Source organism: Ornithinibacter aureus, assembly GCF_009858245.1.
Classification (GTDB): Bacteria; Actinomycetota; Actinomycetes; order Actinomycetales; family Dermatophilaceae; genus Fodinibacter; species Fodinibacter aureus.
Genome location: NZ_VMSB01000001.1, coordinates 2026234 through 2052201 on the forward strand (window position 1 = coordinate 2026234; position 25968 = coordinate 2052201).

The 25968-nt window shown below is 72.1% G+C and carries 25 protein-coding genes; 11 read left to right on the plus strand and 14 right to left on the minus strand.

The annotated features are described in order from the left end of the window. Positions 1 to 55 precede the first annotated feature (55 nt). The 3 genes from C8E84_RS09670 to C8E84_RS09680 are packed head-to-tail and all read left to right on the plus strand — an operon-like array spanning position 56 to position 2164. Positions 56 to 676 (plus strand): anthrone oxygenase family protein, encoded by a 621-nt coding sequence (locus C8E84_RS09670; RefSeq protein ID WP_246196875.1) that lies wholly within the window; start codon positions 56 to 58, stop codon positions 674 to 676. After that, positions 676 to 1305, plus strand: coding sequence for a LysE family translocator (locus C8E84_RS09675; protein WP_159901634.1), 630 nt, complete (start codon positions 676 to 678; stop codon positions 1303 to 1305). Before C8E84_RS09670 ends, C8E84_RS09675 begins: the two co-directional genes overlap by 1 nt. Before the next feature lie 52 nt (positions 1306 to 1357). Further along, on the plus strand, positions 1358 to 2164 hold the full coding sequence (locus C8E84_RS09680; RefSeq protein WP_159901636.1) for a spermidine synthase: 807 nt from the start codon (positions 1358 to 1360) through the stop codon (positions 2162 to 2164). Between the two features lie 141 nt (positions 2165 to 2305). Here C8E84_RS09680 and C8E84_RS09685 read toward each other — a convergent pair whose 3' ends face one another. Together C8E84_RS09685 and purL are read right to left on the minus strand one after the other, a co-directional pair. Next, on the minus strand, positions 2306 to 2605 hold the full coding sequence (locus tag C8E84_RS09685; protein ID WP_159904706.1) for a DivIVA domain-containing protein: 300 nt from the start codon (positions 2603 to 2605) through the stop codon (positions 2306 to 2308). After that, positions 2605 to 6504 carry a phosphoribosylformylglycinamidine synthase gene (gene purL / locus C8E84_RS09690; protein ID WP_159901638.1) on the minus strand — a complete coding sequence of 1300 codons (3900 nt, stop codon included), beginning with the start codon at positions 6502 to 6504 and terminating at the stop codon, positions 2605 to 2607. The genes C8E84_RS09685 and purL overlap by 1 nt, the downstream gene beginning before the upstream one ends. A 143-nt stretch (positions 6505 to 6647) precedes the next feature. On the opposite strand from purL, the gene C8E84_RS09695 reads away from it, so the two are divergent. The 3 genes from C8E84_RS09695 (at position 6648) to C8E84_RS09705 (ending at position 8578) form a co-directional block, all read left to right on the plus strand. Next, entirely contained in the window at positions 6648 to 7079 is a 432-nt protein-coding gene (locus C8E84_RS09695; protein WP_159901640.1) for an SRPBCC family protein, read from the plus strand. Further along, complete coding sequence (locus C8E84_RS09700; RefSeq protein ID WP_159901642.1) at positions 7072 to 7647, plus strand: TetR/AcrR family transcriptional regulator; 576 nt, start codon at positions 7072 to 7074, stop codon at positions 7645 to 7647. The genes C8E84_RS09695 and C8E84_RS09700 overlap by 8 nt, the downstream gene beginning before the upstream one ends. Before the next feature lie 163 nt (positions 7648 to 7810). After that, positions 7811 to 8578, plus strand: a complete 768-nt coding sequence (locus C8E84_RS09705) for an SDR family oxidoreductase (protein ID WP_159901644.1) — start codon at positions 7811 to 7813, stop codon at positions 8576 to 8578. A gap of 18 nt (positions 8579 to 8596) precedes the next feature. Here C8E84_RS09705 and C8E84_RS09710 read toward each other — a convergent pair whose 3' ends face one another. Together C8E84_RS09710 and C8E84_RS09715 are read right to left on the minus strand one after the other, a co-directional pair. Next, the gene (locus C8E84_RS09710; RefSeq protein ID WP_159901646.1) at positions 8597 to 9496 is read right to left on the minus strand and encodes a phosphoribosylaminoimidazolesuccinocarboxamide synthase; all 900 of its coding nucleotides are present in this window, start codon (positions 9494 to 9496) and stop codon (positions 8597 to 8599) included. 102 nt (positions 9497 to 9598) lie between these two features. After that, positions 9599 to 9751: a MerR family transcriptional regulator gene (locus C8E84_RS09715; protein WP_211675462.1), complete on the minus strand. Its 153-nt coding sequence runs from the start codon at positions 9749 to 9751 to the stop codon at positions 9599 to 9601. A gap of 85 nt (positions 9752 to 9836) precedes the next feature. Between C8E84_RS09715 and C8E84_RS09720 the strand changes: the two genes are divergently transcribed. Genes C8E84_RS09720 through C8E84_RS09730 form a run of 3 tightly spaced genes read left to right on the plus strand, consistent with a single transcriptional unit; the run spans position 9837 to position 11898 of the window. Continuing rightward, positions 9837 to 10931 (plus strand): MFS transporter, encoded by a 1095-nt coding sequence (locus C8E84_RS09720; protein WP_159901648.1) that lies wholly within the window; start codon positions 9837 to 9839, stop codon positions 10929 to 10931. Next, a complete protein-coding gene (locus tag C8E84_RS09725; protein ID WP_159901650.1) occupies positions 10928 to 11128 on the plus strand; it encodes a hypothetical protein in 201 nt (66 codons plus the stop codon). Before C8E84_RS09720 ends, C8E84_RS09725 begins: the two co-directional genes overlap by 4 nt. Further along, positions 11125 to 11898 (plus strand): isocitrate lyase/PEP mutase family protein, encoded by a 774-nt coding sequence (locus C8E84_RS09730; protein WP_159901652.1) that lies wholly within the window; start codon positions 11125 to 11127, stop codon positions 11896 to 11898. The genes C8E84_RS09725 and C8E84_RS09730 overlap by 4 nt, the downstream gene beginning before the upstream one ends. A 156-nt stretch (positions 11899 to 12054) precedes the next feature. On the opposite strand, the gene purD is transcribed toward C8E84_RS09730, so the two are convergent. Further along, positions 12055 to 13377 (minus strand): phosphoribosylamine--glycine ligase, encoded by a 1323-nt coding sequence (gene purD, locus C8E84_RS09735; protein ID WP_159901654.1) that lies wholly within the window; start codon positions 13375 to 13377, stop codon positions 12055 to 12057. A gap of 203 nt (positions 13378 to 13580) precedes the next feature. Between purD and C8E84_RS09740 the strand changes: the two genes are divergently transcribed. After that, positions 13581 to 15806, plus strand: a complete 2226-nt coding sequence (locus tag C8E84_RS09740; protein ID WP_159904708.1) for a HelD family protein — start codon at positions 13581 to 13583, stop codon at positions 15804 to 15806. Positions 15807 to 15990: 184 nt separating this feature from the next. On the opposite strand, the gene C8E84_RS09745 is transcribed toward C8E84_RS09740, so the two are convergent. The 6 genes from C8E84_RS09745 to C8E84_RS09770 form a co-directional block, all read right to left on the minus strand. Beyond that, a complete protein-coding gene (locus tag C8E84_RS09745) occupies positions 15991 to 17043 on the minus strand; it encodes an IS110 family RNA-guided transposase (RefSeq protein WP_159901255.1) in 1053 nt (350 codons plus the stop codon). A gap of 260 nt (positions 17044 to 17303) precedes the next feature. Further along, positions 17304 to 18605: an adenylosuccinate synthase gene (locus tag C8E84_RS09750; RefSeq protein WP_159901656.1), complete on the minus strand. Its 1302-nt coding sequence runs from the start codon at positions 18603 to 18605 to the stop codon at positions 17304 to 17306. Between the two features lie 92 nt (positions 18606 to 18697). Beyond that, positions 18698 to 19531 carry a DUF6879 family protein gene (locus C8E84_RS17810; RefSeq protein ID WP_211675463.1) on the minus strand — a complete coding sequence of 278 codons (834 nt, stop codon included), beginning with the start codon at positions 19529 to 19531 and terminating at the stop codon, positions 18698 to 18700. A gap of 4 nt (positions 19532 to 19535) precedes the next feature. Then, the gene (locus C8E84_RS09760; RefSeq protein ID WP_159901658.1) at positions 19536 to 19940 is read right to left on the minus strand and encodes a DUF3151 domain-containing protein; all 405 of its coding nucleotides are present in this window, start codon (positions 19938 to 19940) and stop codon (positions 19536 to 19538) included. A gap of 115 nt (positions 19941 to 20055) precedes the next feature. Beyond that, on the minus strand, positions 20056 to 21087 hold the full coding sequence (fbaA, locus tag C8E84_RS09765; protein ID WP_159901660.1) for a class II fructose-bisphosphate aldolase: 1032 nt from the start codon (positions 21085 to 21087) through the stop codon (positions 20056 to 20058). Between the two features lie 123 nt (positions 21088 to 21210). Next, complete coding sequence (locus C8E84_RS09770) at positions 21211 to 22002, minus strand: GNAT family N-acetyltransferase (RefSeq protein ID WP_159901662.1); 792 nt, start codon at positions 22000 to 22002, stop codon at positions 21211 to 21213. Between the two features lie 118 nt (positions 22003 to 22120). Here C8E84_RS09770 and C8E84_RS09775 point away from each other — a divergent pair, with 118 nt between their 5' ends. Beyond that, positions 22121 to 23488, plus strand: a complete 1368-nt coding sequence (locus C8E84_RS09775) for an acyltransferase family protein (RefSeq protein ID WP_159901664.1) — start codon at positions 22121 to 22123, stop codon at positions 23486 to 23488. On the opposite strand, the gene C8E84_RS09780 is transcribed toward C8E84_RS09775, so the two are convergent. The 3 genes from C8E84_RS09780 to C8E84_RS09790 all read right to left on the minus strand — a co-directional run bounded on the left by C8E84_RS09780 (position 23397) and on the right by C8E84_RS09790 (position 25952). Further along, positions 23397 to 24452: an LLM class flavin-dependent oxidoreductase gene (locus C8E84_RS09780; protein WP_246196876.1), complete on the minus strand. Its 1056-nt coding sequence runs from the start codon at positions 24450 to 24452 to the stop codon at positions 23397 to 23399. The two genes, C8E84_RS09775 and C8E84_RS09780, sit on opposite strands and share 92 nt — an antisense overlap. A gap of 100 nt (positions 24453 to 24552) precedes the next feature. Next, complete coding sequence (locus tag C8E84_RS09785; protein ID WP_159901668.1) at positions 24553 to 25263, minus strand: TrmH family RNA methyltransferase; 711 nt, start codon at positions 25261 to 25263, stop codon at positions 24553 to 24555. Then, positions 25260 to 25952 carry a hypothetical protein gene (locus tag C8E84_RS09790; RefSeq protein WP_159901670.1) on the minus strand — a complete coding sequence of 231 codons (693 nt, stop codon included), beginning with the start codon at positions 25950 to 25952 and terminating at the stop codon, positions 25260 to 25262. Before C8E84_RS09790 ends, C8E84_RS09785 begins: the two co-directional genes overlap by 4 nt. Positions 25953 to 25968 lie beyond the last annotated feature (16 nt).

Sequence of the window (25968 nt, forward strand, 5' to 3'; positions counted from 1 at the left end):
CCTGAACGTACGGATAGTCTTTTCCGTACCCAACCGTTCGCTTAAGGAGTGTCCCGTGCGTCGACCCCCTCTCCTCGTCCTGACCTCGCTCGTCGCCCTCGTGCTGACCGGCGCGATCTTCGGCTTCTTCTACGCCTGGGTCTGCTCGACCATGTGGGGCCTGGACGACGCCGACCCGCGCGTGGCGATCGCGGCGATGCAGGCCATGAACGCCTCCGTGCGCAACGCCGTCTTCTTCCCGGCGTTCTTCCTCACCCCGGTCGCCTTGTGCGTCGCCGCGAGTGTCGCGCACCGGTACCGCCATCGGGCATCGGCCGCGTTGTTCCTCGCCGCGGCGGGCATTTACACGCTCGGCGGGCTGCTGTTGACCATGGCGATCAACGTGCCGATGAACGAAACCCTGGGCGCGATGGCGGTTCCGGAGTCCCGGGAGGCCGCTGCACTCATCTGGGCCGACTACTCGGGCCGCTGGCAGCGCTGGAACATCACGCGAACGGTGGCCAGCGGCACCAGCCTCGTGCTCGCGACGCTGGCCATCCTTGCCCTGCGGACGTCCTCGACCGACAAGGGCCTCGGCGAGGCCGCGGCCCACGTTTCTGCGGCCCACGTTTCTGCGGCCCACGTGACTGCGGCTCACAGGACTGCGGCACCCGATGGCGTGGCCCGGGTCCACTGATGCTCGAGTTCCTCGTGGCGTCAGTCATCGTCGTGGCCTCCCCAGGCCCAGGTGCGACGTTCACCATCGCCACCACCGCGTCGCAGGGCTGGCGCCTCGGGTGGTTCGCGGCCGTCGGATGCACGCTCGGTGTCGCCCCCCACCTGATCGTTGCGAGCACCGGCTTGGCCACCGTCCTTCGATCCGGCGGCGCCGCCTTCGAGGTCCTGCGCTGGGCCGGTGTCACCTACCTTGCGTTCCTCGCGATCCAGGCACTGCGGGGCTACCGCCCTCTCCCGGAGGTCCCGGACTGCGCGGGGGCTGCGCCGCCCGCGACGGAGCCGACGCTCACGGCATCCGGTGTCCTGCGACGAGCGATCACCATGAACCTGCTCAATCCCAAGCTCACCGTCTTCTTCCTGGCGTTCCTTCCCCAGTTCGCAGGACGCTCGCCGACCTCACCCGCGACAAGCCCCCTGCTGCTCGGCGTGATATTCATGGCCATCACGTTCGTGGTGTTCGTCGGTTACGCGCGGGTGACGCACGCCGCGCGAGGTGTCGTCAGGTCGCGGCCCGGCACTCGGCGGTGGTTCAGTGGCGTGGTCGGCGCCACCTACCTCCTGCTCGCCGGACGACTCGCCATGCCCTGACGTCGTCGCCGGCCGCGCCTGGCACCCCGCTGCGGCGCCGTAGCCTTCGGGGATGGGCACGGCGGAGTTCGAACGCGACGGGTCGCTGGTCACGGTGGTGCTCGACGGGCAGCCGCAGTCGGCGGTCGATGTCGATGACCCCACCCGGCTGGACTTCGAGTACGTGCAGCACTTCGCCCTCGCCATCGACGCGTTGGCCGGTGACGGCCCGTTGCGCGTCACGCACATCGGCGGGGCCGGCCTCACCCTGGCTCGCTGGCTGAACCATGCCCGGGATGGTTCGCCGCAGATCGTCCTCGAACCGGATGCCGTGCTGACCGACGCCGTGCGTCGTGAGCTTCCGCTCCCGCGCGGGCACCGGATCAGGGTGCGGCCCGTCGACGGCCTGACCGGGGTCGCTGCGCTGCGCGACGCCAGCGCGGACGTCATCGTGCTCGACGCCTACGCCGCAGGTCAGGTGCCGCCCGAGCTGGGCACGGTCGAGTGGTTCGGTGAGCTCAGCCGGGTGCTGGCCCCGGGTGGGCTGGTGCTCGCCAATGTCGCCGACGAGCCAGGGATGGCGTACGCGGCTCGGGTCGCGGCCGGTGCTCGTGAAGCTCTCGGGCACGTCGCCTTCCTCGGGCTGCACGAGGTGCTGAAGGGCAAGCGCTTCGGCAACCTCGTCCTCGTCGCCACCGCGCACCCGCTCGACCTCTACACGCTGCGGCGAGCCACGGCATCCGCCTCGTTGCCGACCGGCGTGATGGGCTGGGACGAGATCCTCCGCCGGCGCCCCGGGGCGACCCCGTTCAGCGAGGCCACCGGCGACACGGCACCGTCACCCCCTCCGCCCGCCCGAGGAGCCTGGCGCCGCCGCTGAGGCACCTCGTGCTGCGCAGCCGTCGCACCCGAGCCCGTGTGTGGTTCTTGTGAACGCAGAACTTCAGATCGCACGCAGTAGTTGCTGCGAGCGATCCGAAGTGCGGCATGCCAGAGCCCGCCGAAGGGCCACGCGAGCGCGTCAGCCCTCGACGCCACCGGACTCGTGCTGTTGCAGCGACCACACCAGGTTCTCGAGGAAGGCGTCGACCTCCGTCTGGTCGTACCCGCGGCGCCACTTCGTCTGGGTGAACCTCACCGCGGCGACCTCGGATGACACCAGCAGGGCGTCCGCGACAGGCCGGCCGGCCTCGTGGTGACGCAGCGCGGACACCGCCCGGTCAAGCAGGTCGTCGACCTCACGCTCGTCGTAGCCAACCCGAAACTGGGTCTGGCTGAACAGGGCATTGAGCACCTGCTCGCCAGTGAGCAGTGACGGCATCAGTCCACCCACACTCGCGCGTTGCGGAACATCCGCAGCCACGGGCTCTCGGCCTCGACCGGCTGCGAGGTCCACGACAGCTGCGCGTTGCGGGCAACCCGCTCCGGGTGCGGCATCATCGCGGTGAACCGGCCGTCGGGCGTCGTCACCGCGGTCAAGCCGTCGGGCGACCCGTTGGGGTTGGCCGGGTACCGCGAAGCCACCGCACCGTGCGAGTCGACGAACCGCGCGACGCGTGCCACGGCATCCGTATCACCGCGCGAGGAGAAGTCGGCGAAACCCTCACCGTGGGCGACGGCGATCGGCAGCCGGCTGCCCGCCATGCCCGCGGTGAAGATCGACGGCGACTCCACGACCTCGACCATCGACAGCCGCGCCTCGTACTGCTCGGAGGCGTTGCGGGTGAACCGCGGCCACGCGTCGGCGCCCGGGATCAGGTCCGCCAGCGCCGCGAACATCTGGCAGCCGTTGCAGATGCCGAGCCCGAAGGTGTCACTCCGGTGGAAGAAGTCGTGGAAGCCCTGGGTCAACGCCTCGTTGAACAGCACCGAGCGCGCCCACCCCTCACCGGCCCCGAGGGTGTCGCCGTAGGAGAACCCGCCGCACGCCACCAACCCGACGACGTCGGCGAGGTCGAACCGCCCCGCCTGGAGGTCGGTCATGTGCACGTCGTAGGTGTCGAACCCGGCCCGGTCGAACGCGAACGCCGTCTCCACGTGGCTGTTGACGCCCTGCTCGCGCAGGATCGCCACCTTCGGCCGCACCCCGACGTTCACATAGGGGGCCGCCACGTCGTCGGTGGGGTCGAAGGTCGGGGAGACGACGAGCCCGGGGTCGCCGTCGGCCCCGAACGCCTCGTGCTCCTGCGCGGCGCACTCCGGGTTGTCGCGCAGCGTCGCGATGCGCCACGACACCTCGTCCCAGGCCTGTGCGAGGTCACGCACCGGCTCCTGGATCGCCGCCTCACCGGCCACCGACACGCGAACGACCCGATCGGATGCCGTCCCGCCCACCACCGTGACCACGTCACCGAGGCCGTGGCTGGCGAACACCTGGAGCACCTCGGCGGTGCGGGTGGCGGGCACCCCGAGCACGGCACCGAGCTCTTCGGCGAACAGCGCAGCCACCGACGGCACGTCGATCTCGACCCCCACGGCACCGGCAAAAGCCATCTCGCACACCGCAGCCCACAGGCCACCGTCGGACCGGTCGTGGTACGCCACGTCGACCGAGCGGGACCGCAGGTCGGCCAGCGCCGCCACGAGAGAGAGCAGCCGCTGCGGGTCGTCGAGGTCCGGAACCGGGCCACCGAACTCACCCTGCACCTGCCCCAGGATCGACCCGCCCAGCCGGTCGCGACCAGCACCGAGGTCGACGAGCACGAGCACGTCTCCGGAGCGCAGCTGCGGGGTCCAGGTGCCGCGCACATCGGGCAGCGACACGAACGCCGTCACGACGAGCGACACCGGCGAGGTGACCTGGCGCGCCTCCCCCGTGGCGGCATCCGTCCACCGGGTGCGCATCGACAGCGAGTCCTTGCCGACCGGCACCGACACCCCGAGCTCGGGAAGCAGTTGCATCGCGACCGCCTCCACGGTGTCGAACAGCGCTGCGTCCTCGCCGTCCTCACCGCACGCGGCCATCCAGTTGCACGACAGCTTGACCCCGGTCAACGACGCCAGCGGCGCCGCGAGCAGGTTGGTCAGCGCCTCCCCGACCGCCATCCGACCCGACGCGGGAGCGTCGACCGAGGCCACCGGCATCCGCTCGCCCGTGGACATCGCCTCACCCGCGAGGCCGACGTGGTCGGCCAGGGTCACGGCGACGTCGGCGACGGGCACCTGCCACGGCCCGACCATCTGGTCGCGGTGGGTCAACCCGCCGACCGTGCGGTCGGCGATCGTCACGAGGAACCGCTTCGACGCCACGCTCGGATGCCGCAGCACGGCATACGCGGCGTCCACCAGATCCAGCCCGGTGAGGTCCAGGGTGCCCGGGTCGCGCGCCACGCGGGTCACGTCGCGCACCATCTTCGGTGGCTTGCCGAGCAGCACCTCCATCGGCATGTCGATGGCGCGGTCCTCGTCGGCGAGGTCGTCCGGGCCGTCGGCGAGCACGAGGCGGCCGTCGTCGCGGGCGACCCCGACGACGGCGTACGGGCAGCGCTCTCGCTCACACAACGAGACGAACAACGGCAGCGAATCGGGCGCGAGCGCCAGCACGTAGCGCTCCTGCGACTCGTTGCACCAGGCCTCCTTGGGGGCGAGACCGGTCTCCTCGAGCGGCACGGCCGACAGGTCGAAGCGGGCCCCCAGCCCGGCCCCGTCGACGAGCTCGGGGAAGGCGTTGGACAGGCCCCCGGCGCCGACGTCGTGGATCGCCAGCACCGGGTTGTCCTCGCCGAGGCCCCAGCAGTGGTTGATGACCTCCTGGGCGCGGCGCTCGATCTCGGGGTTGCCGCGCTGCACGGAGTCGAAGTCGAGCTCGGCCGCGTTGGCCCCGGCCGCCATCGACGACGCGGCCCCGCCGCCCATGCCGATGCGCATGCCGGGCCCGCCGATCTGCACGAGCAACGTGCCCGCGGGGAAGACGATCTTCTCGGTCATGTCGGCACTGATCGTGCCGAGGCCGCCGGCGCTCATGATCGGCTTGTGGAAGCCGCGGCGCACCCCGTCGACGGTCTGCTCGTAGACCCGGAAGAACCCGCCCAGCCCGGGCCGGCCGAACTCGTTGTTGAACGCAGCCGCCCCGATCGGGCCGTCGAGCATGATCTCCAGCGGGCTGGCGATGTGCGCCGGGGCGCCGTACTGCTCACTCTCCCAAGGCTCCTCGAGCCCGGGCAGGTGCAGGTTGGACACGGCGAACCCGGTGAGCCCGGCCTTCGGCGCCGATCCCCGGCCGGTGGCGCCCTCGTCGCGGATCTCACCGCCGGCACCCGTGGCCGCACCCGGGAAGGGGGAGATGGCGGTCGGGTGGTTGTGCGTCTCGACCTTCATGAGCACGTGCACCTCGCCCTCGCGCCCGGCGTAGCGGCTCGGCCCGTCGGCGACCTCCGGCATCCAGCGCACGCGGCGGCCGCCGACCATGACCGAGGCGTTGTCCTTGTAGGCGACGACCGTGCCCTCACCGGCGACGGCCTCGGTGTGCCGGATCATCCCGAACAGCGAGCGCGGCATCACCTCGCCGTCGACGACGAAGTCGGCGTTGAAGATCTTGTGGCGGCAGTGCTCGGAGTTGGCCTGCGCGAACATCATCAGCTCGACGTCGCTGGGGTTGCGCCCGAGGCCGGTGAACGCGTCGACGAGGTAGTCGACCTCGTCGTCGGACAGGGCCAGGCCGTAGGCCGTGTCGGCCTCGACGATCGCCTCGCGGCCGCGACCGAGCACGTCGACGCGCTCCATCGGCTCGGCCTCGCGCTCGTCGAACAGGGCGGCTGCGTCGGCCCGGGTCGGCAGCGCGGCTTCGGTCATCCGGTCGTGAAGGAGGTCGGCGGCGGCGGCCCACTCCTCCTCGGTGAGCGGCTCGTCAGCGGCGATGACGTACTCGGTGACGCGCTCCACCCGGCGGATGTCGACGCCGCAGTTGTGGGCGATGTCGGTGGCCTTGCTCGCCCACGGCGACAGCGTGCCCAGGCGCGGGGCGACGACGACGGTGGCGAGGTGGGCACCCGCGACGTCACCGGCATCCGAGGGTCCGTAGGTGAGCAGCCGGTCAACGGTGGCGCGGGTTGCGTCGTCGAGGGGCTCCTCGCTCGCGACCCAGTGCACGTGCCGGGCGCTCAACCCGGTGAGACTCGGCGCGACGCGCTGAAGGCGCGTCAGCAGCGCCGCGGTGCGGAACGGGGAGAGGGCGTCGCCGCCCGGGACGGTGGTCAGCACGAGGTCGTGCGACGAAGCCATGGGTTAAGTCTCTCCCGATGGTGGGCGCGGGGCGGATGCCGCGCCCAAGGTTACCCGGGTCGGCGGCCCCGCTCGCGCGGCGCCCGGCCGACGGTCCCGCGGCCCTCTGCTGGCGGGGGTCCGACTCGTGTACCATCTGGTACATGATCAGTGTGACCCGAGAGAGCAGCGCCCCCGCCGACCGGCTGTGGGCGGTCATGTCCGACGTCCGCCACTGGGCGGACTGGCTACCGACGGTGGATGCCGTCACCCCGCGCGAGCCCGACCGCCCGGACGAGGTGGGCGCGTCCTACACCGTGAAGCAGCCCGGCCTGCCCACCGCCGTCTGGACGATCACCGGGCGCGAGGAGGGCCGTTCCTTCACCTGGGAGTCGACCAGCCCCGGCATCCGCTCAGTGGGCACCCACACCCTGAGACCCGCAGCGGACGGCCGCACCACGATCGAGCTCGGCATCGAGTGGTCGGGGCTGCTGGCGCCGCTGCTGCGCCTGGCACTGGGCCGCATGAGCACCGACTACGTCACCCGGGAGGCCGAGGCGCTCGACGCCACGGCCATGGCGGACGCCGGTGCCTGAGACCCCTGCCGGCCCGCGCGAGGAGCTGCTCGGGAAGGTCGTGGAGTGGTTCGCGCAGCACGGTGTCGGCGATACCAGCCTGCGCACGCTCGCGACCGGCATCGGTACGAGCCACCGGATGCTCATCTACCACTTCGGCTCCCGCGAAGGCCTGCTCGGCGCCGTCGTCGAGGCGGTCGAGGCCGGTGAGCACGCCGCGCTCCTCGACCTCGCGGCCACCCACGACGACCCGTTCGAGGCCGGTGCGGCGTTCTGGACCCGGGTGGCCGACCGTGCCGAGGTGTTCGCGCCGCTGTTCTTCGAGCTGTCGACGCACGCGATGCGGGGCGTGCCGCACGCGGCCGGGCTGCGCACGTGGCTGCGCACCGGCTGGACCGACGCGATCCGCCAGTCCTACCTCGACCTCGGGGTGCCACCGGAGCGGGCGGGAACCCTGGCGCTGCAGTCACTGGCCATGGCGCGCGGCCTGCTCTTCGAGGTGGCCGTCACCGGGAACCGCGCCGCTGCTGATGTGGCCATGGTGCAGTGGACCGCCATGGTCCAGCGCGAGATCGAGGGGGCGACGTGAGTCGAGCCCCAGGTGCACGGATCCGCGAGCGGTATCACCTCGACCCGGCAGCACGCCCTGCGGAATCGAGTCCCAGGTGCACGGATCCGCGAGCGGCATCACCTCGACCGCCGCGGCCGTGGAAGGCTGGCCCGCGAACGTGACGCGACCTGGAGGAGCCATGGTGAGTCGAGTCGTGGTGCTGGGCGGCACGGGCGCGATGGGCGCCGCGGTCTCCGGGCTCCTGCGCGACCGCAGCCATGACGTCGTCGTGGCCTCGCGGGCCACGGGGGTCGACGTGAGCACCGGCGTCGGTCTCGACGCCGCGCTGGCAGGGGCGGACACCGTCGTCGACTGCCTCAACGTGGTGACGATGTCGAAGCGGACGGCGGTCACCTTCTTCGAGGGGGCGGCCACGAACGTCGCGACGGCTGCCGCCAGGGCAGGAGTGCCCCACATCGTCTGCTTGTCGGTCGTCAACGTCACCGACCCCGACGTGCGCCGCGCCACCGGGTACTACGCCGGCAAGGCCGCCCAGGAGGAGACGTACGCCGCAGGGTCGGTGCCAGTGACCCTCGCCCGCACGACGGCGTGGTTCAGCCTCGCCGAGACCTTCCTGTCGCAGCTCAGGGTGGGGCTGGTCGCCATCGTGCCGGGCATGCGCCTGCAACCCGTGCACCCCGCCGCGGCGGCAGCCTTCGTCGTGGATGCCGTCGAGTCCGGTCCCCCGTCCGGCTCACCTCCCAGCCCTCGGCCAGAGGTGCGCCAGCTCGCCGGCCCGGAGCGGCACGACGCGGTGGTGATGGCTCGCGCGGTGGCGCGCACCCGGCATCCGGGGGTGCGCGTGGTCCGGCTCCCGGTCCCGATGGCCGGGCTGCGCGAAGGGCTGCTCCCCCGGGGCGCCGTCCCGGCCGACCCCCGCACCTTCAGCGACTGGCTCGCCGGGGCCTGACCGGCTCCACCTGCCTGCTCAGAAGGTCTCGCCGGTGAGCCGCTCGAAGGCCTCGACGTACTTCGCACGGGTCTGCGCGACGACGTCCTCGGGCAGCGCAGGAGGCGCCTCACCCGAGCTCTTCGACCACCCGGATGCCGGGGACGTCAGCCACTCGCGCACGAACTGCTTGTCGAAGCTGGGCTGCGGGTGGCCGGGCTCCCACTGGTCGGCCGGCCAGAACCGCGACGAGTCGGGGGTGAGCACCTCGTCGGCGAGCACGACCTCGTCACCACGCAGGCCGAACTCGACCTTGGTGTCGGCGAGCAGGATGCCACGCGCTGCGGCGACCTCGTTGCCACGCTTGAGGATTGCCACGGTGAGGTCGCGCACCCGGGCCGCGAGGTCGGAGCCGATCTCGGCCTCGACGGCTGAGAACGGGATCGGCTCGTCGTGCTCACCCATGGGCGCCTTGGTCGACGGCGTGAAGATCGGCCCGGGCAGCCGATCACCGTCGACCAGCCCCGCCGGCAGGGCGATGCCGCTCACGGCACCGGTCGCGGTGTACTCCCCCAGCCCTCCGCCGGTGAGGTAGGCACGGGCGACGCACTCGACGGGGAGCATCTCAAGACGCTCGACGAGCACGGCCCGGCCGCGCACGGCATCCGGGACGTCCGTGGAGATGACGTGGTTCGCCACGAGGTCCTCGAGCTGGCTGAACCACCACAGCGACAGCCGGGTCAGCACCTCGCCCTTGTCGGGGATGGGGCTGTCGAGGATGAAGTCGAACGCCGAGATGCGGTCGGACGCGACGAGCAGCAGCTGGTCACCACGTGGCTGGCCGGATGCCGGGTCGACCGGTGCGTAGAGGTCGCGCACCTTGCCGGAGTACACGTGGGCGTAGCCGGGCAGGGTCAGGGGCACGGTCTCGTCGGGCATGGCGCTGATTCTTCCAGCCACCCCGCGGAACGTTCTCGCCCGGTGCCAGGACCTTCACCTTCGCACCACAACCGTTGTGGGGCGAAGGTGAACGTTGTGGTGTCAAGCACCCTCGCCGCGGGCGGCATCCGGCCAGCGCTGCGCGCCCGAACCGTCGCCGGCCAGTTCGTCGTCGTGGTTGTAGACCGGGCACGAACGCAGCGACAGGCACCCGCAGCCGATGCACGAGGCCAGGCCGTCGCGCACGGTCGTCATCGCCTCGATCCGCCGGGTGAGCAACGTGTGCCACCACTGTAGCCCGACTTGACCTCAAGTGCGCTTGAGGTTCAAGGCTTGCCGGATGCCGTCCACGCGCGTCCCAGCGCCCCCCACCTCCCCACGCCTCACCTCCGAGGCCTCCGCCGACTCCCCGGTGCGGCTGCTCGACCGCGAGCACCTGCCCGTGGTCATCGGCATCATCGCGCTCGTCACCCTGGCCGCCTTCGAGAACCGCGCCGTGATGACGATCCTGCCGACGGTGGTGCGCGAGCTCGACGGGTGGGCACTGTTCGGCGCATCGACCGGAGCACCGCTCGTCACCTTCACCGTGGCCATGGCGTGGTCTGGCACCTGGACCGACCGGGTCGGCCCGCGCCCCGTCCTGCACTGGGGCCTGGGCCTGTTCGTCCTCGCTCAGGCCGTGAGCGCCCTCGCGCCGACGATGGCGGTCTTCGTCGCAGGGCGGGCGGTGTCCGGCGCGGCCGAGGCGCTCATCGACACCTCGCTCATGGTGCTCGTGGCCCAGGCGCCGCCCGAACACCTGCGCGCCAAGGTGTTCGCGACGTTCGCCGTCGCGTGGATCCTGCCCTCGCTGCTCGGCCCCAGCCTCGCCGGTGGGCTTGACGCGCTCGCCGGCTGGCGGGTGGTCTTCCTCGGCCCGCTGCTCGTCGCCCCGCTCGCCTACGCGCTGATGCGTCCCGCCCTCGCCAGGACGTCCGGCACGGCGTCTGCCCCACCGACCACGTCGCCGGGCGCGCCGGACGAAAGCGAGGGCCCGGGTCAGAAACCCGCCCTGCCGACGCCGCGAGCACCGATCCCGGTGGCCGCCCTCCTCCTCGCAGCCGGCCTGGCCGTGACCACGTTCGCCGCACCGCTGCTCTCGCAACCAGCCACCCGCCCGGCCGGAATCGCCGTCATCGGCACCGGAGCCTGCTCGTCATCGTCGGGGCAGCCCGGGACCTGCCGCCAGGCACGGCCCGCCTGCACCGCGGGGTGCCGGCCGTCATCGCGATCCGCCTGCTCATCGCCGCAGCCTTCACCGCGGTCGGCGGCGTCATACCGCTCATGCTCGTCCAGACCCACGGGGCCGTGGCAGCCCTGGGCATGGGCATCCTCTCCCCCACGGTCTCGACCCAGCTGCTCTCGCTCGCCCCGGCATCCGAGCACGGCCGCGTGAGCGCGGCGCAGGGCCTCGCCGTGTCGACGGGGGTCGCGGCCCAGACAGCGCTCGTGGGCGCCGTCGTCGCCATCCGCGGCGCCAGCACCGACGGAGCGACCTTCGCCGCGCTCATGGCCGTCGGCGCCACCCTCGCCCTCGTCGCCACGATCGCCGCACCCCGCACCGCCGCCCTTCCGGGTAAGGTCCACCAATGAGCATCCTCGAGCGGGCCACCGAGCTGCAGCGACTGCACGCCGAACCCGACCTCCTCGTCCTCGTCAACACCTGGGACGTCATCAGCGCCCGCACCGTCGCCGGCGTGCCCGGAACCCGCGCCCTCGCGACGGCCAGCCACTCGATCGCCGCCGCGTACGGCTACCCCGACGGCGAGCAGATCCCCCGCGACCTGATGATCGAGGCCGTCGGCGGCATCGCCGCCGCCGTCGACCTGCCGGTGACCGCCGACCTCGAAGCCGGCTACGGCGACCCGGGCGGCACGATCGCCCGCGCCATCGACGTCGGCATCGTCGGGGCCAACCTCGAGGACCAGCTCAAGCCCCTTCCGGATGCCGTTCGCGCCGTTGCGCAGGCCGTCGCGGCGGGTGAGCGGGCCGGCATCCCGTTCGTCCTCAACGCGCGCACGGATGCCTTCCTCCGCCCCGGCGGCCGCAGCCCGGAGTCCGTGCTGGCCGACGCCGTCGAGCGCGGCCGGGCCTACCTGGACGCTGGCGCCTCGACCGTCTTCGTGCCCGGCCTGCTCGACGAGGCCACCGTCGCCGCCCTGGTGGCGGGCCTCGGCGAGCGCAAGGTCACCCTCATCGCCGTGCCCGGGACTCCGCCGCTCGCCACCCTCGAACGGCTCGGGGTGGCGCGGGTGTCGTTCGGCCCGTGGAGCCAGAACGTCGCCCTGACTGCGCTACAGGACTTCACGGCGGATGCCGTCAACGGTGGCGCGCTGCCGGAGGGCACCCGCCGCCTGAACTGACACCACCCGTACCCAGATCGACCAATAGGTCACTCCAGGTACGCCCCGGCCCGCACCGCCCGTACCCAGATCGACCAATAGGTCACTCCAGGTACAGCCCCGGCCCGCACCGCCCGTACCCACAGTGACCTATTGGTCAGTCAGGTACGGCTCGAGTCAGATGGTGATCTCGCCGCGCTCGGCGAGCAGGGCGATGTCGGTGCGGTGGTGCGAGCCCAGCAGGTCGATGCCTGCGACGGCGGCATAGGCCCGCTCGCGTGCCACGGCCAAGGTGTCACCGGTGGCGACGACCGACAACACCCTCCCACCGGCGGAGATGAGCCGACCATCGGCGTCGCGGGCCGTGCCGGCATGCAGCACGTATGCCGTCCGCCCACCGTGCGCCTCGTCGTCACCGTCATCGTCGTCGTCATCGTCCGCAGCACCCTCCGGCAACCCGGTGATCAGGTCACCGGTGCGCGGCGCCCCCGGGTAGCTCTGCGCAGCCACGACCACGGTGACCGCGTGCTCAGGCGACCACCGAAGCGGCGGCACCTCCTCGAGGCGGCCCGTTGCCGCAGCGAGCAGCAGCCCTCCGAGCGGGGTCAGCAGCCGGGTCAGCACGACCTGGGTCTCGGGGTCGCCGAACCGTGCGTTGAACTCGATGACCCGCGGCCCGCGCGGGGTCAGGGCCAACCCGATGAAGAGCACCCCGACGAACGGGGTTCCCCGGAGCGCCATCTCGTCGATGACCGGCTGGGCCACGCGGCGCACGACGTCGTCGACGAGCCCGTCAGGGGCCCACCCGAGTGGGCTGTACGCGCCCATCCCGCCGGTGTTGGGCCCGGCATCCCCGTCACCGACGCGCTTGAAGTCCTGCGCAGGGCTGAGCGGAACCACGCTCACCCCGTCGCACAGGCAGAACAGCGAGACCTCGGGCCCGGAGAGGTACTCCTCGATGACCACCGCGCCGTCGGGCTTGTCCAGGCACTCACGGGCGTGGTCCAGCGCCTGCGCCCGGTCCTCGGTGACGACGACCCCCTTGCCGGCGGCCAGCCCGTCGTCCTTGACGACGTGCGGGGCCCCGAGGGCGTCGAGGGCGTCAGCGACCTCCTCCATGGTCGTGCACACGTGCGCCAGACCGGTCGGAACCTCCGCCGACGACATGACCGCCTTGGCGAAGGCCTTGCTCCCCTCGAGCATGGCCGCCCGCGCCGACGGCCCGAAGCACGCGATGCCGGCGGCGCGAACGGCATCCGCCACGCCCGCGACCAGGGGCGCCTCCGGCCCGATGACGACGAGATCGACCCCGGTCTCGACAGCCAGGGACACCACGGCGTCGGCGTCGGTGACCTCACCCGGCAGGGCGACACAGCGCGCGAGGTCGGCGATGCCGGGGTTGCCCGGGGCTGCGACGACCTCGTCGACCGACGGGTCGAGGCGCAGGGAGCGGACGATGGCGTGTTCGCGGGCCCCGGACCCGACGACGAGAACCTTCACGCGCCCAATCTAGAGGTACGACCGCTCGCAGGCCCTGCCCGGTCCGCGCGGCTAGACTGGTGAGTTCCGTGGCTCGCGCCACGTGCACCAGCAGTACCAGCAGCCCAGCCAGGAGAGCTCACCTCGTGACCGCCCGACCCACGGCGCCCGACAGCACGTCCGAGACCACGTCCGACGTCCCCGACGCGGCCGCAGCCGCCGACGTGGCCACGACCAACGACGCCGCGGCCGCCGCGGCCGTTCCCGACGTCGCCGCCGAGCTCGCCCTCGAGCAGGCCCACGTCGACCGGGTCTACGCCGAGCTCGAGAAGGCCAGTCGGCGCGCGGCCGACGTCGAGGCCGACGGCCTGGCCCGCGGTCGCACCTCGCGCACCGGTGACGTGCGCGACGAGGAGATGACCGGGTTGTTCGAGCGCGACGCGCTGGTCTACGCCGCCGCCCGCCGGCGCTCGATGATCGACAAGCAGTACGAGGGCCTGGTGTTCGGCCGGCTCGACCTCGGCACCGAGCAGTCCACCGCCGCCGAGCGCGAGGTGCGCTACATCGGCCGACTCGGGGTTCGCGACGACGACTACGAACCGCTCGTCGTCGACTGGCGCGCCCCCGCGGCATCCGCCTTCTACCGCGCCACCCCCGTCGACCCGATGGGCGTCGTGCGCCGGCGCGTGCTGCGCTGCTCCGGCGCCACGGTGGTCGGCGCGGAGGACGACCTCATGGTGCCCGCCGCCCCCGACGACCTCGTCGTCCTCGGTGACGGCGCGCTGATGGCGGCCCTCACGCGCACCCGCGGCCGCCAGATGCGCGACATCGTCGCGACCATCCAGCGCCACCAGGACGAGGCGATCCGGGCCCCCTCGCGCGGCGTCACCGAGATCACCGGCGGCCCCGGCACCGGCAAGACCGTCGTGGCGCTGCACCGCGCCGCCTACCTGCTCTACTCCGAGCGGCGCCGGTTCGAGAGCGGCGGCATCCTCGTCGTGGGCCCGTCGGCCGCCTACACCGCCTACATCGAGCGCGTCCTGCCGAGCCTGGGTGAGGAGTCGGTGGCACTGCGGGCCCTCGGCGACGTCGTCGACGGCATGACCGCCACCCGCCTCGACAGCCCCGAGGTCGCCGCCATTAAGGGCTCGCTGCGCATCCGCCGCCTGCTCGCACGCCTCGCCTCCCGAACGCCCGCCGGGGCGCCCACGACGTTGCGTGCCTTCATCGCCGGGCATGCCGTCCGCCTCGACGAGCCCGTCCTGCGCCGGGTCCGCTCCGACGTGCTGCGCGGCCACCAGCACAACCTCGCGGCGGATGCCGCACGCATGGCCCTCGCGGAGGCCGCCTGGCGCTCGGTGCGGGTCGGTGAGCGCGATGCCTTCCTCGAGGCGTTCGAGGGATCGCGCGACGTCGACGACTTCGTCGCCGCGTGGTGGCGTCCGCTCGACCCGCGCGAGCTCCTGCTCGGCCTCGCCGACACCGAGTACGCCTACGAGGTCAGCCGCGGGGTGCTCGAGCACGAGGAGGCTGCCGCCCTGGCCGCGTCGTACCGGGACGCCTTGGCCCACGGCTCCTGGTCGGTGGCCGATGCGGCCCTCGTCGACGACCTCGTGGCCCGCCTGGCCGCGGTGCAGGTCGTCGAGCGCGAGGACGTCGGCTTCTACGACATCGAGGAGCTCGACAACCTCGCGGCCTACGGCGTGCAGGACGTGCGCGCCGGGATCGACCGCCGGGTGACGACGAACTCGCAGGTCGGCATCGTCACGCCGGCCGACGCCCGCGCCCGCCTCATGATGGGCCGCATCGAGCGGTCGTCCTGGTACGCGCACGTGCTCGTCGACGAGGCCCAGGACCTCTCCCCCATGCAGTGGCGGATGCTCGCCCGCCGTGGGCGCTCGGCCTCGTGGACCGTCGTCGGGGATGCCGCGCAGGCGTCGTGGGGCGACCTCGCCGAGGCCGGTCGGGCCCGCGACGAGGCCTTCTCCGGGCAGGTGCGCCAGGCCTTCCACATGGACACCAACTACCGCAACGCCCGCGAGATCTTCGACTACGCCCGCGACGTCATCCTCCCCCTCGTGCCCGACGCCGACATCCCGGATGCGGTGCGCGAGACCGACGTCGACCCCGTCGACCGGCTGGTCGACGGAGCAGACGGCTCGATGGCGCAGGCGGCAGCGGATGCCGTGGAGCAGCTACTCGCGGAGGTCGACGGCTCGATCGCGGTCATCGCCGCGGGCCGCTGGGTCGAGCAGGTCGCTGCTCTCGACGGCAGTGGCGGCGGGCGGGTGCAGGTCATCGACCCGCTGTCGACCAAGGGCCTGGAGTGGGACGCCACGGTCGTGGTCGACCCCGACGGCATCACCGCCGAGTCACCCGGCGGGGTGCGCGTGCTCTACGTCGTGCTGACACGCGCGGCCCACCGGATGCACGTCCTGCGCCCCGCCTGACAGCGCGGTGAGGGGGACGCGCACCCTGCCCAACGGCATCCGGCCCACCCAGCATCCGCGGTTTATCGGGTCACCCGATAACGCCCCACTCCACCCGACAACCCTTGTCCAGTGAAGTCGCGGTTTATCGGGTCACCCGATAAACCCAAGGAGGGCCGTCCGGCGGGGACGCTCCTATGGGTTGTCAAGCCGTTGATGGGTGATGTTCGAGGATTCGGTAGAGGTCGCGGGCGATGTAGCGCTTGAGGCAGCGGCGGATCTCGCGTGGGGTCTTGCCCTGTGTGGTGCGCCGGTCGGTGTAGGCCTTGGTGGGTTCGTGGTAGCGCTGGCGGACCAGCACGATGGTGTGCAGCGCCCGGTTGAGCTGGCGGTCACCGTGGCGGTTGAGCCGGTACCGGGTGGTGACCTGACCGCTGTTGGCGGGGATCGGGGCGACGCCGGCGAGCATCGCGAATCCGGCCTCGGTGTGGATCCGCCCAGGGTGGGACCACGCGCACAGCACTGTCGCGGCGACGATCGGGCCGATACCGGGCTGGTCGAGCAAGTCCGGGCGCCAGGAGCGGACGATGGCCAGGATCTGCTTCTCCAGGTCGGCGGCCTCGATGGTCAGGGCCTGGGTGCGTCGGGCCAGGGTCCGCAGCGTGGTCGCGGTCGCGGCGGACTCGCGGTCCCAGTTGCTCTGGATGCGCAGCCGAGCGGCGACCCGCACCATCTCGGGCAGCTTGCGCCCGCGCAGCTTGGTACGCAGGTGCTCGGGGGCGGCGATGACCAACGAGAACAGCTGCCGTTGCGCCACAGTGGAGGCGTCCACGGCGGAGCGGCGGGCGGCCAGCAGCACCGACAGTGCCTGACGGTCCCCACCAGCGCGCGGGGTACCCAGCTTCGGGCGGGCCAGCGCCTCGCGGGCGGCGCGGACCGCGTCCAACAGGTCGGACTTGGCACCGTGGCGCCGCTTGGTGCGTTCGGGCCGGTCCAGCTCGACGACCACTTCCTCGGCGCGGCCCAGGTGTCGGACCAGGCCGGCGCCGTGACCACCGGTGCCCTCGATGGCCCATACCCGCAACGCGCTGTGCGCGTCAGCGAGGTCGACCAGGTCCTGGTAACCCTGCGGGGTGGTGTGCACGGTCAGCTCATCGAGCACCGCACCAGTTCTGGCGTCGACGACCGCGGCGGTGTGGGTCTCGACGTGGGTGTCGACGCCGATGACGACCTCGACGATCTCGGACAAACTGTTCATTGCGTTCCTCCCGATGCTCTGGAGCGGACGAAGGGTCCGGTCCGGGAGGAGTCACGGCAGGACTGTGACGGGACACGCCGACGCTGCGAACGCCGGCGGTCAAGCTCCTGATCAGGCCAGTCAAACTCCGACCGGGCCGGGGCCGACCACCCCGAGCGGACAAGTCCGGTCAAAGGCACAAAGCCAGTCAGGCCAAGAGTCACACCCGAAGCAGTCGACCACAGCCCAGCACGATCAGGCTGCGCTGTCGATCCTCACAGTCAGTCCAGGAGGGCGTGGCGCTGGATGATCTCGTGACGGCCCGGGCCGACGCCGATCGCCGAGACGCGAGCCCCGATGAGCTCCTCGACCCGCAGCACGTAGGCCTGCGCGTTGGCGGGAAGCTCCTCGAAGGTGCGGCACCCCGAGATGTCCTCCCACCAGCCGTCGAGCACCTCGTAGACGGGCTTGGCGTGGTGGAAGTCGCTCTGGTTGACCGGCATCTCGTCGTGCCGGACCCCGTCGACCTCGTAGGCGACACAGATCGGCACCTTGTCGAAACCGGTGAGCACGTCGAGCTTGGTGATGACGAAGTCGGTGACGCCGTTGATCCGGTTGGCGTAGCGCCCGATGACGACGTCGAGCCAGCCGCAGCGGCGGGGGCGGCCGGTCGTCGTGCCGTACTCGGCGCCGACCTTGCGCAGCGTCTCGCCGTCGTCGTCGAAGAGCTCGGTCGGGAACGGGCCCTCACCGACGCGGGTCGTGTACGCCTTGAGGATCGCGATCACCCGCGACACCCGGGTCGGCGGGATGCCGGACCCGGTGCACGCCCCACCTGAGGTGGCGGACGACGACGTGACGAACGGGTACGTGCCGTGGTCGACGTCGAGCAGGGTCGCCTGGCCGGCCTCCAGCAACACGTTCGCCCCGGCGTCCAGCGCCTTCTCCAGCACCAGGGAGGTGTCGCACACCATGGGCCAGAGCCGCTCGCGGTAGCCGAGCAGCTCCTCGACGACCCGGTCGGCCTCGACCGAGCGGGTGTTGTAGATCTTGGCGAGCACCTGGTTCTTGAACGCCAGCGCCGCCTCGACCTTCTGGCGCAGGATCCCCTCGTCGAAGATGTCCTGGACGCGGATGCCGATGCGGTTCATCTTGTCGGCGTAGGTCGGGCCGATGCCCCGGCCGGTCGTGCCGATCCGGCGGGCGCCGAGGAAGCGTTCGGTCACCTTGTCGAGGGTGCGGTTGTACGGCGCGATGACGTGCGCGTTGGCCGAGATGACCAGGCGCGAGGTGTCGACACCGCGGGCCTCGAGCCCGTCGAGTTCCTGGAAGAGCACCTCGAGGTCGACGACGACGCCGTTGCCGATGACGGGCGTCACCGTCGGAGTGAGGATGCCGCTGGGCAGCAGGTGGAGCGCGTACTTCTCCCGCGTGCCGTCCGGCCCCTCGATGACGACGGTGTGGCCGGCGTTGTTGCCACCGTTGAACTTCACGACGTAGTCGACGTCACCGCCCATCAGGTCGGTCGCCTTGCCCTTGCCCTCATCGCCCCACTGGGCTCCGACCAGCACGATCGCCGGCATGCCGACTCCTTCCGGACGTGCGCCGGAGCCAGATGCCCTCGACGCGCGGAAGGCCCCTCGCGCCTACGCTCCGGGGCCTCGTTCACCGCACCCTACCGCGAGACTCCCCGCTGCTGCCGAGCCAGGGCCGCACCGAGCTGGAAGCGGGTGTCCACCCCGTTGACCTCCATGAGCGCGGCGATGTGCCGGCGAACGGTGCGCAGGCTCACCCCGAGGTGGCGCGCGATCGCCTCGTCCTTCAGGCCCAGCTCGAGAAGCTCGACGAGCGGCGCGTCCCCGGCGCCACCGGCACCACCGGCACCCCCGGCGCCCCCCACACCCGCAGCTCCCGACAGCGCGGCGACCGGCACCGCCGAGGCCCACGCCAGGTCGAAGTAGGCGCTGTAGAGCCGGATGACGAGCGGGTCGCGGATGATCGCGTACCCCCGCGACGGGTCGTCCCATGCCGCGAGCGCCACGACCGCGGTCGAGCCGAACACGGCGAACTCGGTCTCGGTCGTGGGCAGCACGCGCTGCTCCTCCCCGACCTGCGCCCACTGCGCCATCCAGCGTCCCCCGTCCACGGCATCCAGCACCGCCGCCGGGTACAGGGCCCGCTGCGGCGACCCCCGCCGGATGCGGTCGACGTTGGCCTGCATCGTGACCGCGTCGAGCGCCGGTCCCTCGGCGACGGTCAGCACGTAGTTGCGCAGCAGTCCCGTCGTGTCGGCGAGCAGGGCGCTGACGACCGAGGGGGCATGGGCGTCGTCGATGACCTCGACGGCTCGGGCGCGGGCACCGAGCGCACGACTCGTGACCCGCGAGAGCAGGTCTCGGGTGGTCGCGAGGTCGGCCCGGCGCGCCTCGATGCGCTCGTGCTCGCGCCGCAGCTGCTCCTCCAGGACGAGGAGCAGCCCCCCGTCGCTCGCCGACGCGTCGGGGGCCAAGGGGTCAGAGCCCCAGCTCTCGGGCGCCCGTGGCACTCGAGGCGCGCAGGAACTCGGAGCACCGGTGGCGCTCCTCCTCCTCGCCGATGGCCCCGGCCGCCCGCGACAGGGCCGCGAGGGCCCGCAGGAAGCCGCGGTTCGGCTCGTGCTCCCACGGCACCGGGCCCTGACCGCGCCAGCCCGAGCGGCGCAGCGCGTCGAGGCCGCGGTGGTAGCCGGTGCGGGCGTAGGCGTACGACTCGATGACGTGGCCGTCGGCGAACGCGTCCTCGGCGAGCACCGCCCACGCCAGCGACGACGTCGGGTTGGCCGCAGCCACCTGGTCGGGTGCCACCCCCATGTCCAGGGCGGCGGATGCCGGGTCGTCAGGCAGGTGCGTCGGCGGGATTCCCAGCAGGTCGGAACTCATGGGTGGGGGCATCCTTCGGTAGGTGGGGCTGCGGTCGAGAGTAGACAACACGCCGTCTCGGGCGTACCCGGGACGGCGTGTTGTCTACTCTCGACTGGTGGTCAGGGCCAGAGGGTCAGGCCTGGTGGGTGCCCGCCGAGCGCAGGTTCTGGCAGGCCTCGACGACGCGAGCAGCCATGCCGGCCTCGGCCTCCTTGCCCCAGGCGCGGGGGTCGTACTGCTTCTTGTTGCCGACCTCGCCGTCGATCTTCAGGACGCCGTCGTAGTTCTTGAACATCCAGTTCGCGACGGGACGGGTGAAGGCGTACTGCGTGTCGGTGTCGACATTCATCTTCACGACGCCATAGTCGACCGCGGCGGCGATCTCCTCGGGCAGCGAGCCGGACCCGCCGTGGAAGACGAGGTCGAGGGGCTTGGAGCCGGCCGCGCTGCCGTGGGCGGCGATGATGGCGTCCTGGCACTCCTTGAGGATCTCGGGGCGCAGCTTGACGTTGCCCGGCTTGTAGACGCCGTGCACGTTGCCGAAGGTCAGCGCCGCCATGTAGCGACCCTTCTCACCGAGCCCGAGGGCCTCGACGGTCTTCAGGGCGTCCTCGGTGGTCGTGTAGAGCTGGTCGTTGATCTCGTTGGCGACACCGTCCTCCTCGCCACCGACGACGCCGATCTCGACCTCGAGGATGATGTTGGCGGCCGCCGTGAGGGCGAGCAGCTCCTGGGCGATCTGGAGGTTCTCCTCGAGCGGCACGGCCGAGCCGTCCCACATGTGGCTCTGGAAGATCGGCAGACCGCCGGCCTTGACGCGCTCGGTGGAGGCCGCGATGAGCGGGCGCACGAAGCCGTCGAGCTTGTCCTTGGGGCAGTGGTCGGTGTGCAGGGCGATGTTCACCGGGTAGTGCTTGGCGACCTCCTCGGCGTACGCCGCGAGGGCGAGCGAACCGGCCACCATGTTCTTGATCGTCGACCCGGAGGCGTACTCGGCGCCGCCCGTGGAGACCTGGATGATGCCGTCGGAGCCGGCCTCGGCGAAGCCACGGATCGCCGCGGTCACCGTCTGGCTCGACGTGATGTTGATGGCCGGGTACGCGAACGAGCCAGCCTTGGCGCGGTCGAGCATGTCGGCGTAGATCTCGGGCGTTGCGATGGGCACGGCGATCTCCTCAGGGGGTTGTGACGGGGCCGGTACGAGACCGATCCTTCCACGGATGCCGTCGCCCCACACAGGGACGTCCGTACCCGGCGGTAGGGCGGCGTCCGGCACACCGGCCGGGCCCTACGAGTCCGAGAGCACGTAGGGGCGGGTGTCGGCGACCGGGCGCAGACCGAGCCTGAGCAGGATCGGGCGTGAGTCGGGTGAGGTGTCGACCCGGGCCAGGGTGTAGCCACGCTCGAGGGCCATCGACGCGCGGTGGCTGACCAGGGCGCGGTACAGCCCGCGACGTCGCCACGACGGCAGGGTCGAGCCACCCCACAGGCCACAGAACTGCGTGCCCTCGGTCATCCGCAGCACCGCGTACGAGACCACGGCCCCCGTGGCGACCTCCTCGACGACCTTCGTGGCCATGAGGTCGGGACGGGCCTGCTGCTCCTCGCGCAGGCTGTCCGCGATGTCCACCCCGTGCTCGCCCCACACCTGCGTGAGCAGGGTGCGAACCCGCGCCCAGTCCTCGTCGGTGGCCGGTTCGTGCAGCCGAACCCCGAAGGGCAGCTCGACGTCGTGCACGAGGTCGGCGCACTGCCCGAGGAGCACGACCTCGGGGTCCTCGGGCACGAACCCGACCCTCTCGAGCCGGGCCGGGAGGTCGGCCGGTTCGTCGTAGCCGTAGGTCTTCCACTCCAGTCGTTGGCCGCGACCTGCGAAGAACTCCACCTGCCGGGCGATCCAGGCGTCGGGGTCGTCACCGAGGCCCTCGGGGCACTCGACCATGGCACCGAGGGCCGCCGGCTCGGGAGGGTACGTGCGGTGCACCGGGCCGTCGCGCTCGACGACGAAGCCCGGCGCGGCGTCCCGGTCGGCCAGGCGCACTTGGGAATGGAACCGTGCGAGCAGGTCGTCGGGTGTCATGGGCCCATTGCACGCCATCGGATGCCGTCCGCGCACCACGGTTTCGGCCGCACCGCGCGTCGGCGTTGGGTCTGCGTACTCACGCGCGGCCACCACCGGACGCGTCAGGGTGTGAGGCATGGACCTGTCCACCGTGCGTGATCTCGCCGCCGCCACCCCCACCACCCGCAACCGGGTGGTCGACCTCCTCCGGGCCGCGGCCATCGTCGTCGTGGTGCTCGGCCACTGGCTAATGGCGGCCGTCGTCGTCCGCGACGGTGAGCTCGAGATCGGCCACCTCCTCGAGCTCGCCCCGTGGACCCACCCCCTCACCTGGGTGTTCCAGGTCATGCCGGTGTTCTTCCTCGTCGGCGGCTACGCCAACGGCTTGTCGTGGCGCTCGGCTCGGGCGAAGCACCTGTCGTATGCCGGGTGGTTGCGGGCGCGACTACAGCGGCTCCTCACACCGGTGGTCCCACTCCTGCCGGTTTGGCTGCTCGCCGTGGTCGTGGCCCACGCGGCAGGGGTGCCGGCCGCGACCCTGCGCACGGCATCCCAGGTGGCCCTGGTGCCAACGTGGTTCCTCGCCGCGTACGTCGTCGTCTGCGCGGTCGCCCCCGCCACGCTCTGGCTGTGGGAGCGGTTCGGGTGGGCCAGCATCGTCGGCGGGCTGGTGGTGGGGTGCCTGGTCGACCTCGTGAGCATCGGCACCGACACGCTGGCCATCGGCTTCGCCAACTACGTCGTCGTGTGGGCGACGGTGCACCAGCTCGGGTACGCCTGGCTCGACGGCCGGTTGGCCGGCACGGGTCGGCGGCTGGGCCTGGCCGCCGTCGGGCTCGTCGGCGTCGTGGGGCTGGTGTGGGCCGGCCCCTACCCCGTGTCGATGATCGGGCTCGACGGGGCAGCCGTGAACAACTCCTACCCGACCCGGGTGACGCTGGGGTTCCTCGGCCTGCTCCAGGCCGGGCTGGTGCTGTCCCTCGAACCGGTGCTGGCGCGGTGGTTGCAGCAGCCGCGCGCCTGGTCGGCGACCGTGCTGCTCAACACCCGCATCATGACGCTCTACCTGTGGCACCTCACGGCGATGGTGCTCGTCATCGGGCTCTCGCTGCTGCTCGGCGGGCCAGGGCTCGGCGTCACCCCGATGACCGGGACGTGGTGGGCGACCCGGCCGCTGTGGTGGGCCGTGCTCGGGCTCGTGACCTTGGTGTTCATCGCCGTGCTCGGCCGGTTCGAGACCCCGCGGCGCGACGACTCACCCGCTCCGCCGGTGTGGCTGCCGGTGCTCGTCACCGTGCTCGCCTGCGGGGGGCTCGGCTTCATGGCCGCCAAGGGCATCGTCGGCGCGGACGGCGTGCACTGGTGGTGGCCCGTGCTGGTGGTGGGGGCGGTGGCCCTCCTGCGCCTGCCGGTCACAGCGCACCCGCGAGCAGGCGCAACGTCTCCTCGCGGGCCGGTGCCCGGTCCGCGGGCGTACCCGCGAACGCCCCGGCCACAGGGCTGACCATGACCTCGTCCACCCCGTGCTCGGCCGCCAGCGCGGTGATCCTGGCCGCGGCCTCCCCCGGTGAGCCGATGACCCAGCGGTGCAGCATGTCGTCGATCAGCGGCTGGTGCCCGGGCGCGGGGACGTCGGCCTCGGCGGCCTCGACGAGCTGGGACGCCCGCAGGGGCTGGCCGGTGCGCAGGGCGACCATGGAGCGGATGTTCGGCAGGGCGAGGCGGCGCGCCTCCTCGGTCGTCGCCGCGACGACGGCGTTGACGGTGAGGAAGGTACGGGGCTCGGGGTGGTCGGCCGACGGTTCGTAGTGCCCCCGGTACAGCGCCAGCGCCTCGGCCGTTCCGCGCCCGGAGAAATGGTGGGCGAAGACGTAGGGCAGGCCACGGGACGCAGCGAGGCGGGCCGAGTAGTCGGAGGAGCCGAGCAGCCAGATCGTCGGGACGGAGGTGGCCCGGGGGGTGGCCCTCAGCACGTGGTCACCGGTCGCCAGCCGAAGGGCGGCGCCGTCGGGCGACATCATCGCGATGACGTGGTCGACGTGGTCGGGGAACCGGTCGACGGCATCCGCGTCCACCCCGCCCGCGCCGTGGCGCAGCGCCCAGGACGTCACCGGGTCGGTGCCTGGGGCCCGGCCGATGCCGAGGTCGACCCGCCCCGGGAAGGCTGCCTCGAGCAGGGCGAACTGCTCGGCGACGACGAGTGGCGCGTGGTTGGGCAGCATGACCCCACCGGAGCCGACCCGGATCCGCCCGGTCGCGCCGGCGACCATGGCCGCGAGCAGGGGCGGGTTGGTCGCCGCGACCGCAGGCATGTTGTGGTGCTCGGCCAACCAGTAGCGCCGGTAGCCGTGCTCGTCGGCGACCCGGGCCAGAGCGAGTGTCGCCGCGATGGCGTCACCGCTGCTCTGGTCGGAGCGCACGGGCACGAGGTCGAGGACGGACAGGACGGGCGGGGCGGCAGGGCTCACCCCGTCTCCAGCGGTGCCGGGCGCATCCCTATTCCGCAGGCACTGGTGTCGAGTGAGCGCAACACGCCGTCCGGCGCGAGGACGCAGCGGCATGTCCTGCTCACTCGAGTGCGGGCCCCCGGGGCGTCGAGGCGCTGGTCGACCCGGCTCCGGTGGGCTGGTCGAAGACGTGCCGGCGCACCCACGCGTGCATCGCGATCGCCGCGGCTGCCCCGGCGTTGATCGACCGGGTCGAGCCGAACTGCTCGATGTGCAGCACCGCGGTGCAGGCCGCCCGCATCGGCTCGCTCAGCCCCGGCCCCTCCTGACCGAACACGAGCACGCACTCGCGGGGCAGGTCGTAGGTCTCCAGCGCCACCGAGCCCGGGAGGTTGTCGATGCCGATGAGGGGGATGCCGTCGGCCTGCGTCCCCGCGCCCCTCGCCCACCGCACGAGGTCGTCGACGTCGCGGTGGTGGTGCTCGTGCTGGTACCGGTCGGTCACCATCGCCCCGCGCCGGTTCCAGCGGCGCTTGCCGACGATGTGGAAGGCAGCAGCGTTGAACGCGTTCGCCGTGCGCACCACCGAGCCGATGTTGAAGTCGTGGCTCCAGTTCTCGATGGCGACGTGGAACGGGTGGCGGCGGATGTCGAGGTCGGCCACGACGGCCTCCATCGTCCAGTAACGGTACTGGTCCGCGACGTTGCGGCGGTCGCCCTCGCGCAACAGGTCGGGGTCGAAGTGGTCCCCGTCGGGCCACGGCCCCTGCCACGGCCCCACCCCCACGTCGGCGGGCTCGGCGGGCTCCGCGCGCTCGTCGTGCGTGCTCATGTCGGCACGTACCCGGTACGGCCGTCCCAGGAGCCGTGCTCCGAGATCGCCCGGAAGCGCAACGTCGTGAACTCGTGGTGGAAGTCACGCCGGTCGCGTTCGACCATCGCGGTGGTGTGCCGCTGCGCACCGGGAACGTGGCTGCGGCCGAACACCATGTCGGTCATCTCGCGGGTGGTGCGCCAGAACGAGAACGTCGACACCGTTCGTGGTGGGCGCACCGCGGCGAGCGCCAACGTGGTGGCCGGGTGGTCGCGCACGAGCCGCTCGACGGGCCTGCCCCAGTGCACGAAGCGCACGAGCTCGGGCAGGCGCATCCGGGCCAGGGTCACGGCGACGACCGGCTCCTGCGGATCGGATCGTCCGGCGATCTCGGGCAGGTCCGCGAAGGCAGCGACCTGACCCCAGCGGCGCAGGAACTCCAGGCGAACGTGCCACCCGGCATCCAGCCTGCGACCGAGCGGGTGATCGCGCAGGAACGCCTCGAGGGCCGCCTCGTCGTCCCAGCGGGCGAAGACGGCGACGCGACGGACCTGCATGCGGCGGCGGGACAGCACGGGCGAGCCGAGATCCATCCCCGCGAGCACCTCGAGGTGGCGCAGCCCCGGCGTCGTCGCGGGGGTCGGCGCGCGCAGCAGGGCGCCGACGGCCGAGGTCACCGGAAGCAGGGCGAGGTGGTACGAGAACACGCCGTCATCGTGCGCG

Excerpts from the sequence above, each read along its gene's own strand:
- C8E84_RS09730 (WP_159901652.1), top strand. The coding sequence starts at position 11,125 with ATGAGCATCCTCGAGCGGGCCACCGAGCTGCAGCGACTGCACGCCGAA.
- C8E84_RS09770 (WP_159901662.1), bottom strand. The coding sequence starts at position 22,002 with ATGACACCCGACGACCTGCTCGCACGGTTCCATTCCCAAGTGCGCCTG.
- C8E84_RS09695 (WP_159901640.1), top strand. The coding sequence starts at position 6,648 with ATGATCAGTGTGACCCGAGAGAGCAGCGCCCCCGCCGACCGGCTGTGG.
- C8E84_RS09760 (WP_159901658.1), bottom strand. The coding sequence starts at position 19,940 with ATGAGTTCCGACCTGCTGGGAATCCCGCCGACGCACCTGCCTGACGAC.
- C8E84_RS09720 (WP_159901648.1), top strand. The coding sequence starts at position 9,837 with ATGCCGTCCACGCGCGTCCCAGCGCCCCCCACCTCCCCACGCCTCACC.
- C8E84_RS09685 (WP_159904706.1), bottom strand. The coding sequence starts at position 2,605 with ATGCCGTCACTGCTCACTGGCGAGCAGGTGCTCAATGCCCTGTTCAGC.
- C8E84_RS09675 (WP_159901634.1), top strand. The coding sequence starts at position 676 with ATGCTCGAGTTCCTCGTGGCGTCAGTCATCGTCGTGGCCTCCCCAGGC.
- C8E84_RS09680 (WP_159901636.1), top strand. The coding sequence starts at position 1,358 with ATGGGCACGGCGGAGTTCGAACGCGACGGGTCGCTGGTCACGGTGGTG.
- purL (WP_159901638.1), bottom strand. The coding sequence starts at position 6,504 with ATGGCTTCGTCGCACGACCTCGTGCTGACCACCGTCCCGGGCGGCGAC.
- C8E84_RS09715 (WP_211675462.1), bottom strand. The coding sequence starts at position 9,751 with ATGACGACCGTGCGCGACGGCCTGGCCTCGTGCATCGGCTGCGGGTGC.
- C8E84_RS09785 (WP_159901668.1), bottom strand. The coding sequence starts at position 25,263 with ATGAGCACGCACGACGAGCGCGCGGAGCCCGCCGAGCCCGCCGACGTG.
- C8E84_RS09775 (WP_159901664.1), top strand. The coding sequence starts at position 22,121 with ATGGACCTGTCCACCGTGCGTGATCTCGCCGCCGCCACCCCCACCACC.
- C8E84_RS09710 (WP_159901646.1), bottom strand. The coding sequence starts at position 9,496 with ATGCCCGACGAGACCGTGCCCCTGACCCTGCCCGGCTACGCCCACGTG.
- C8E84_RS09745 (WP_159901255.1), bottom strand. The coding sequence starts at position 17,043 with ATGAACAGTTTGTCCGAGATCGTCGAGGTCGTCATCGGCGTCGACACC.
- C8E84_RS09750 (WP_159901656.1), bottom strand. The coding sequence starts at position 18,605 with ATGCCGGCGATCGTGCTGGTCGGAGCCCAGTGGGGCGATGAGGGCAAG.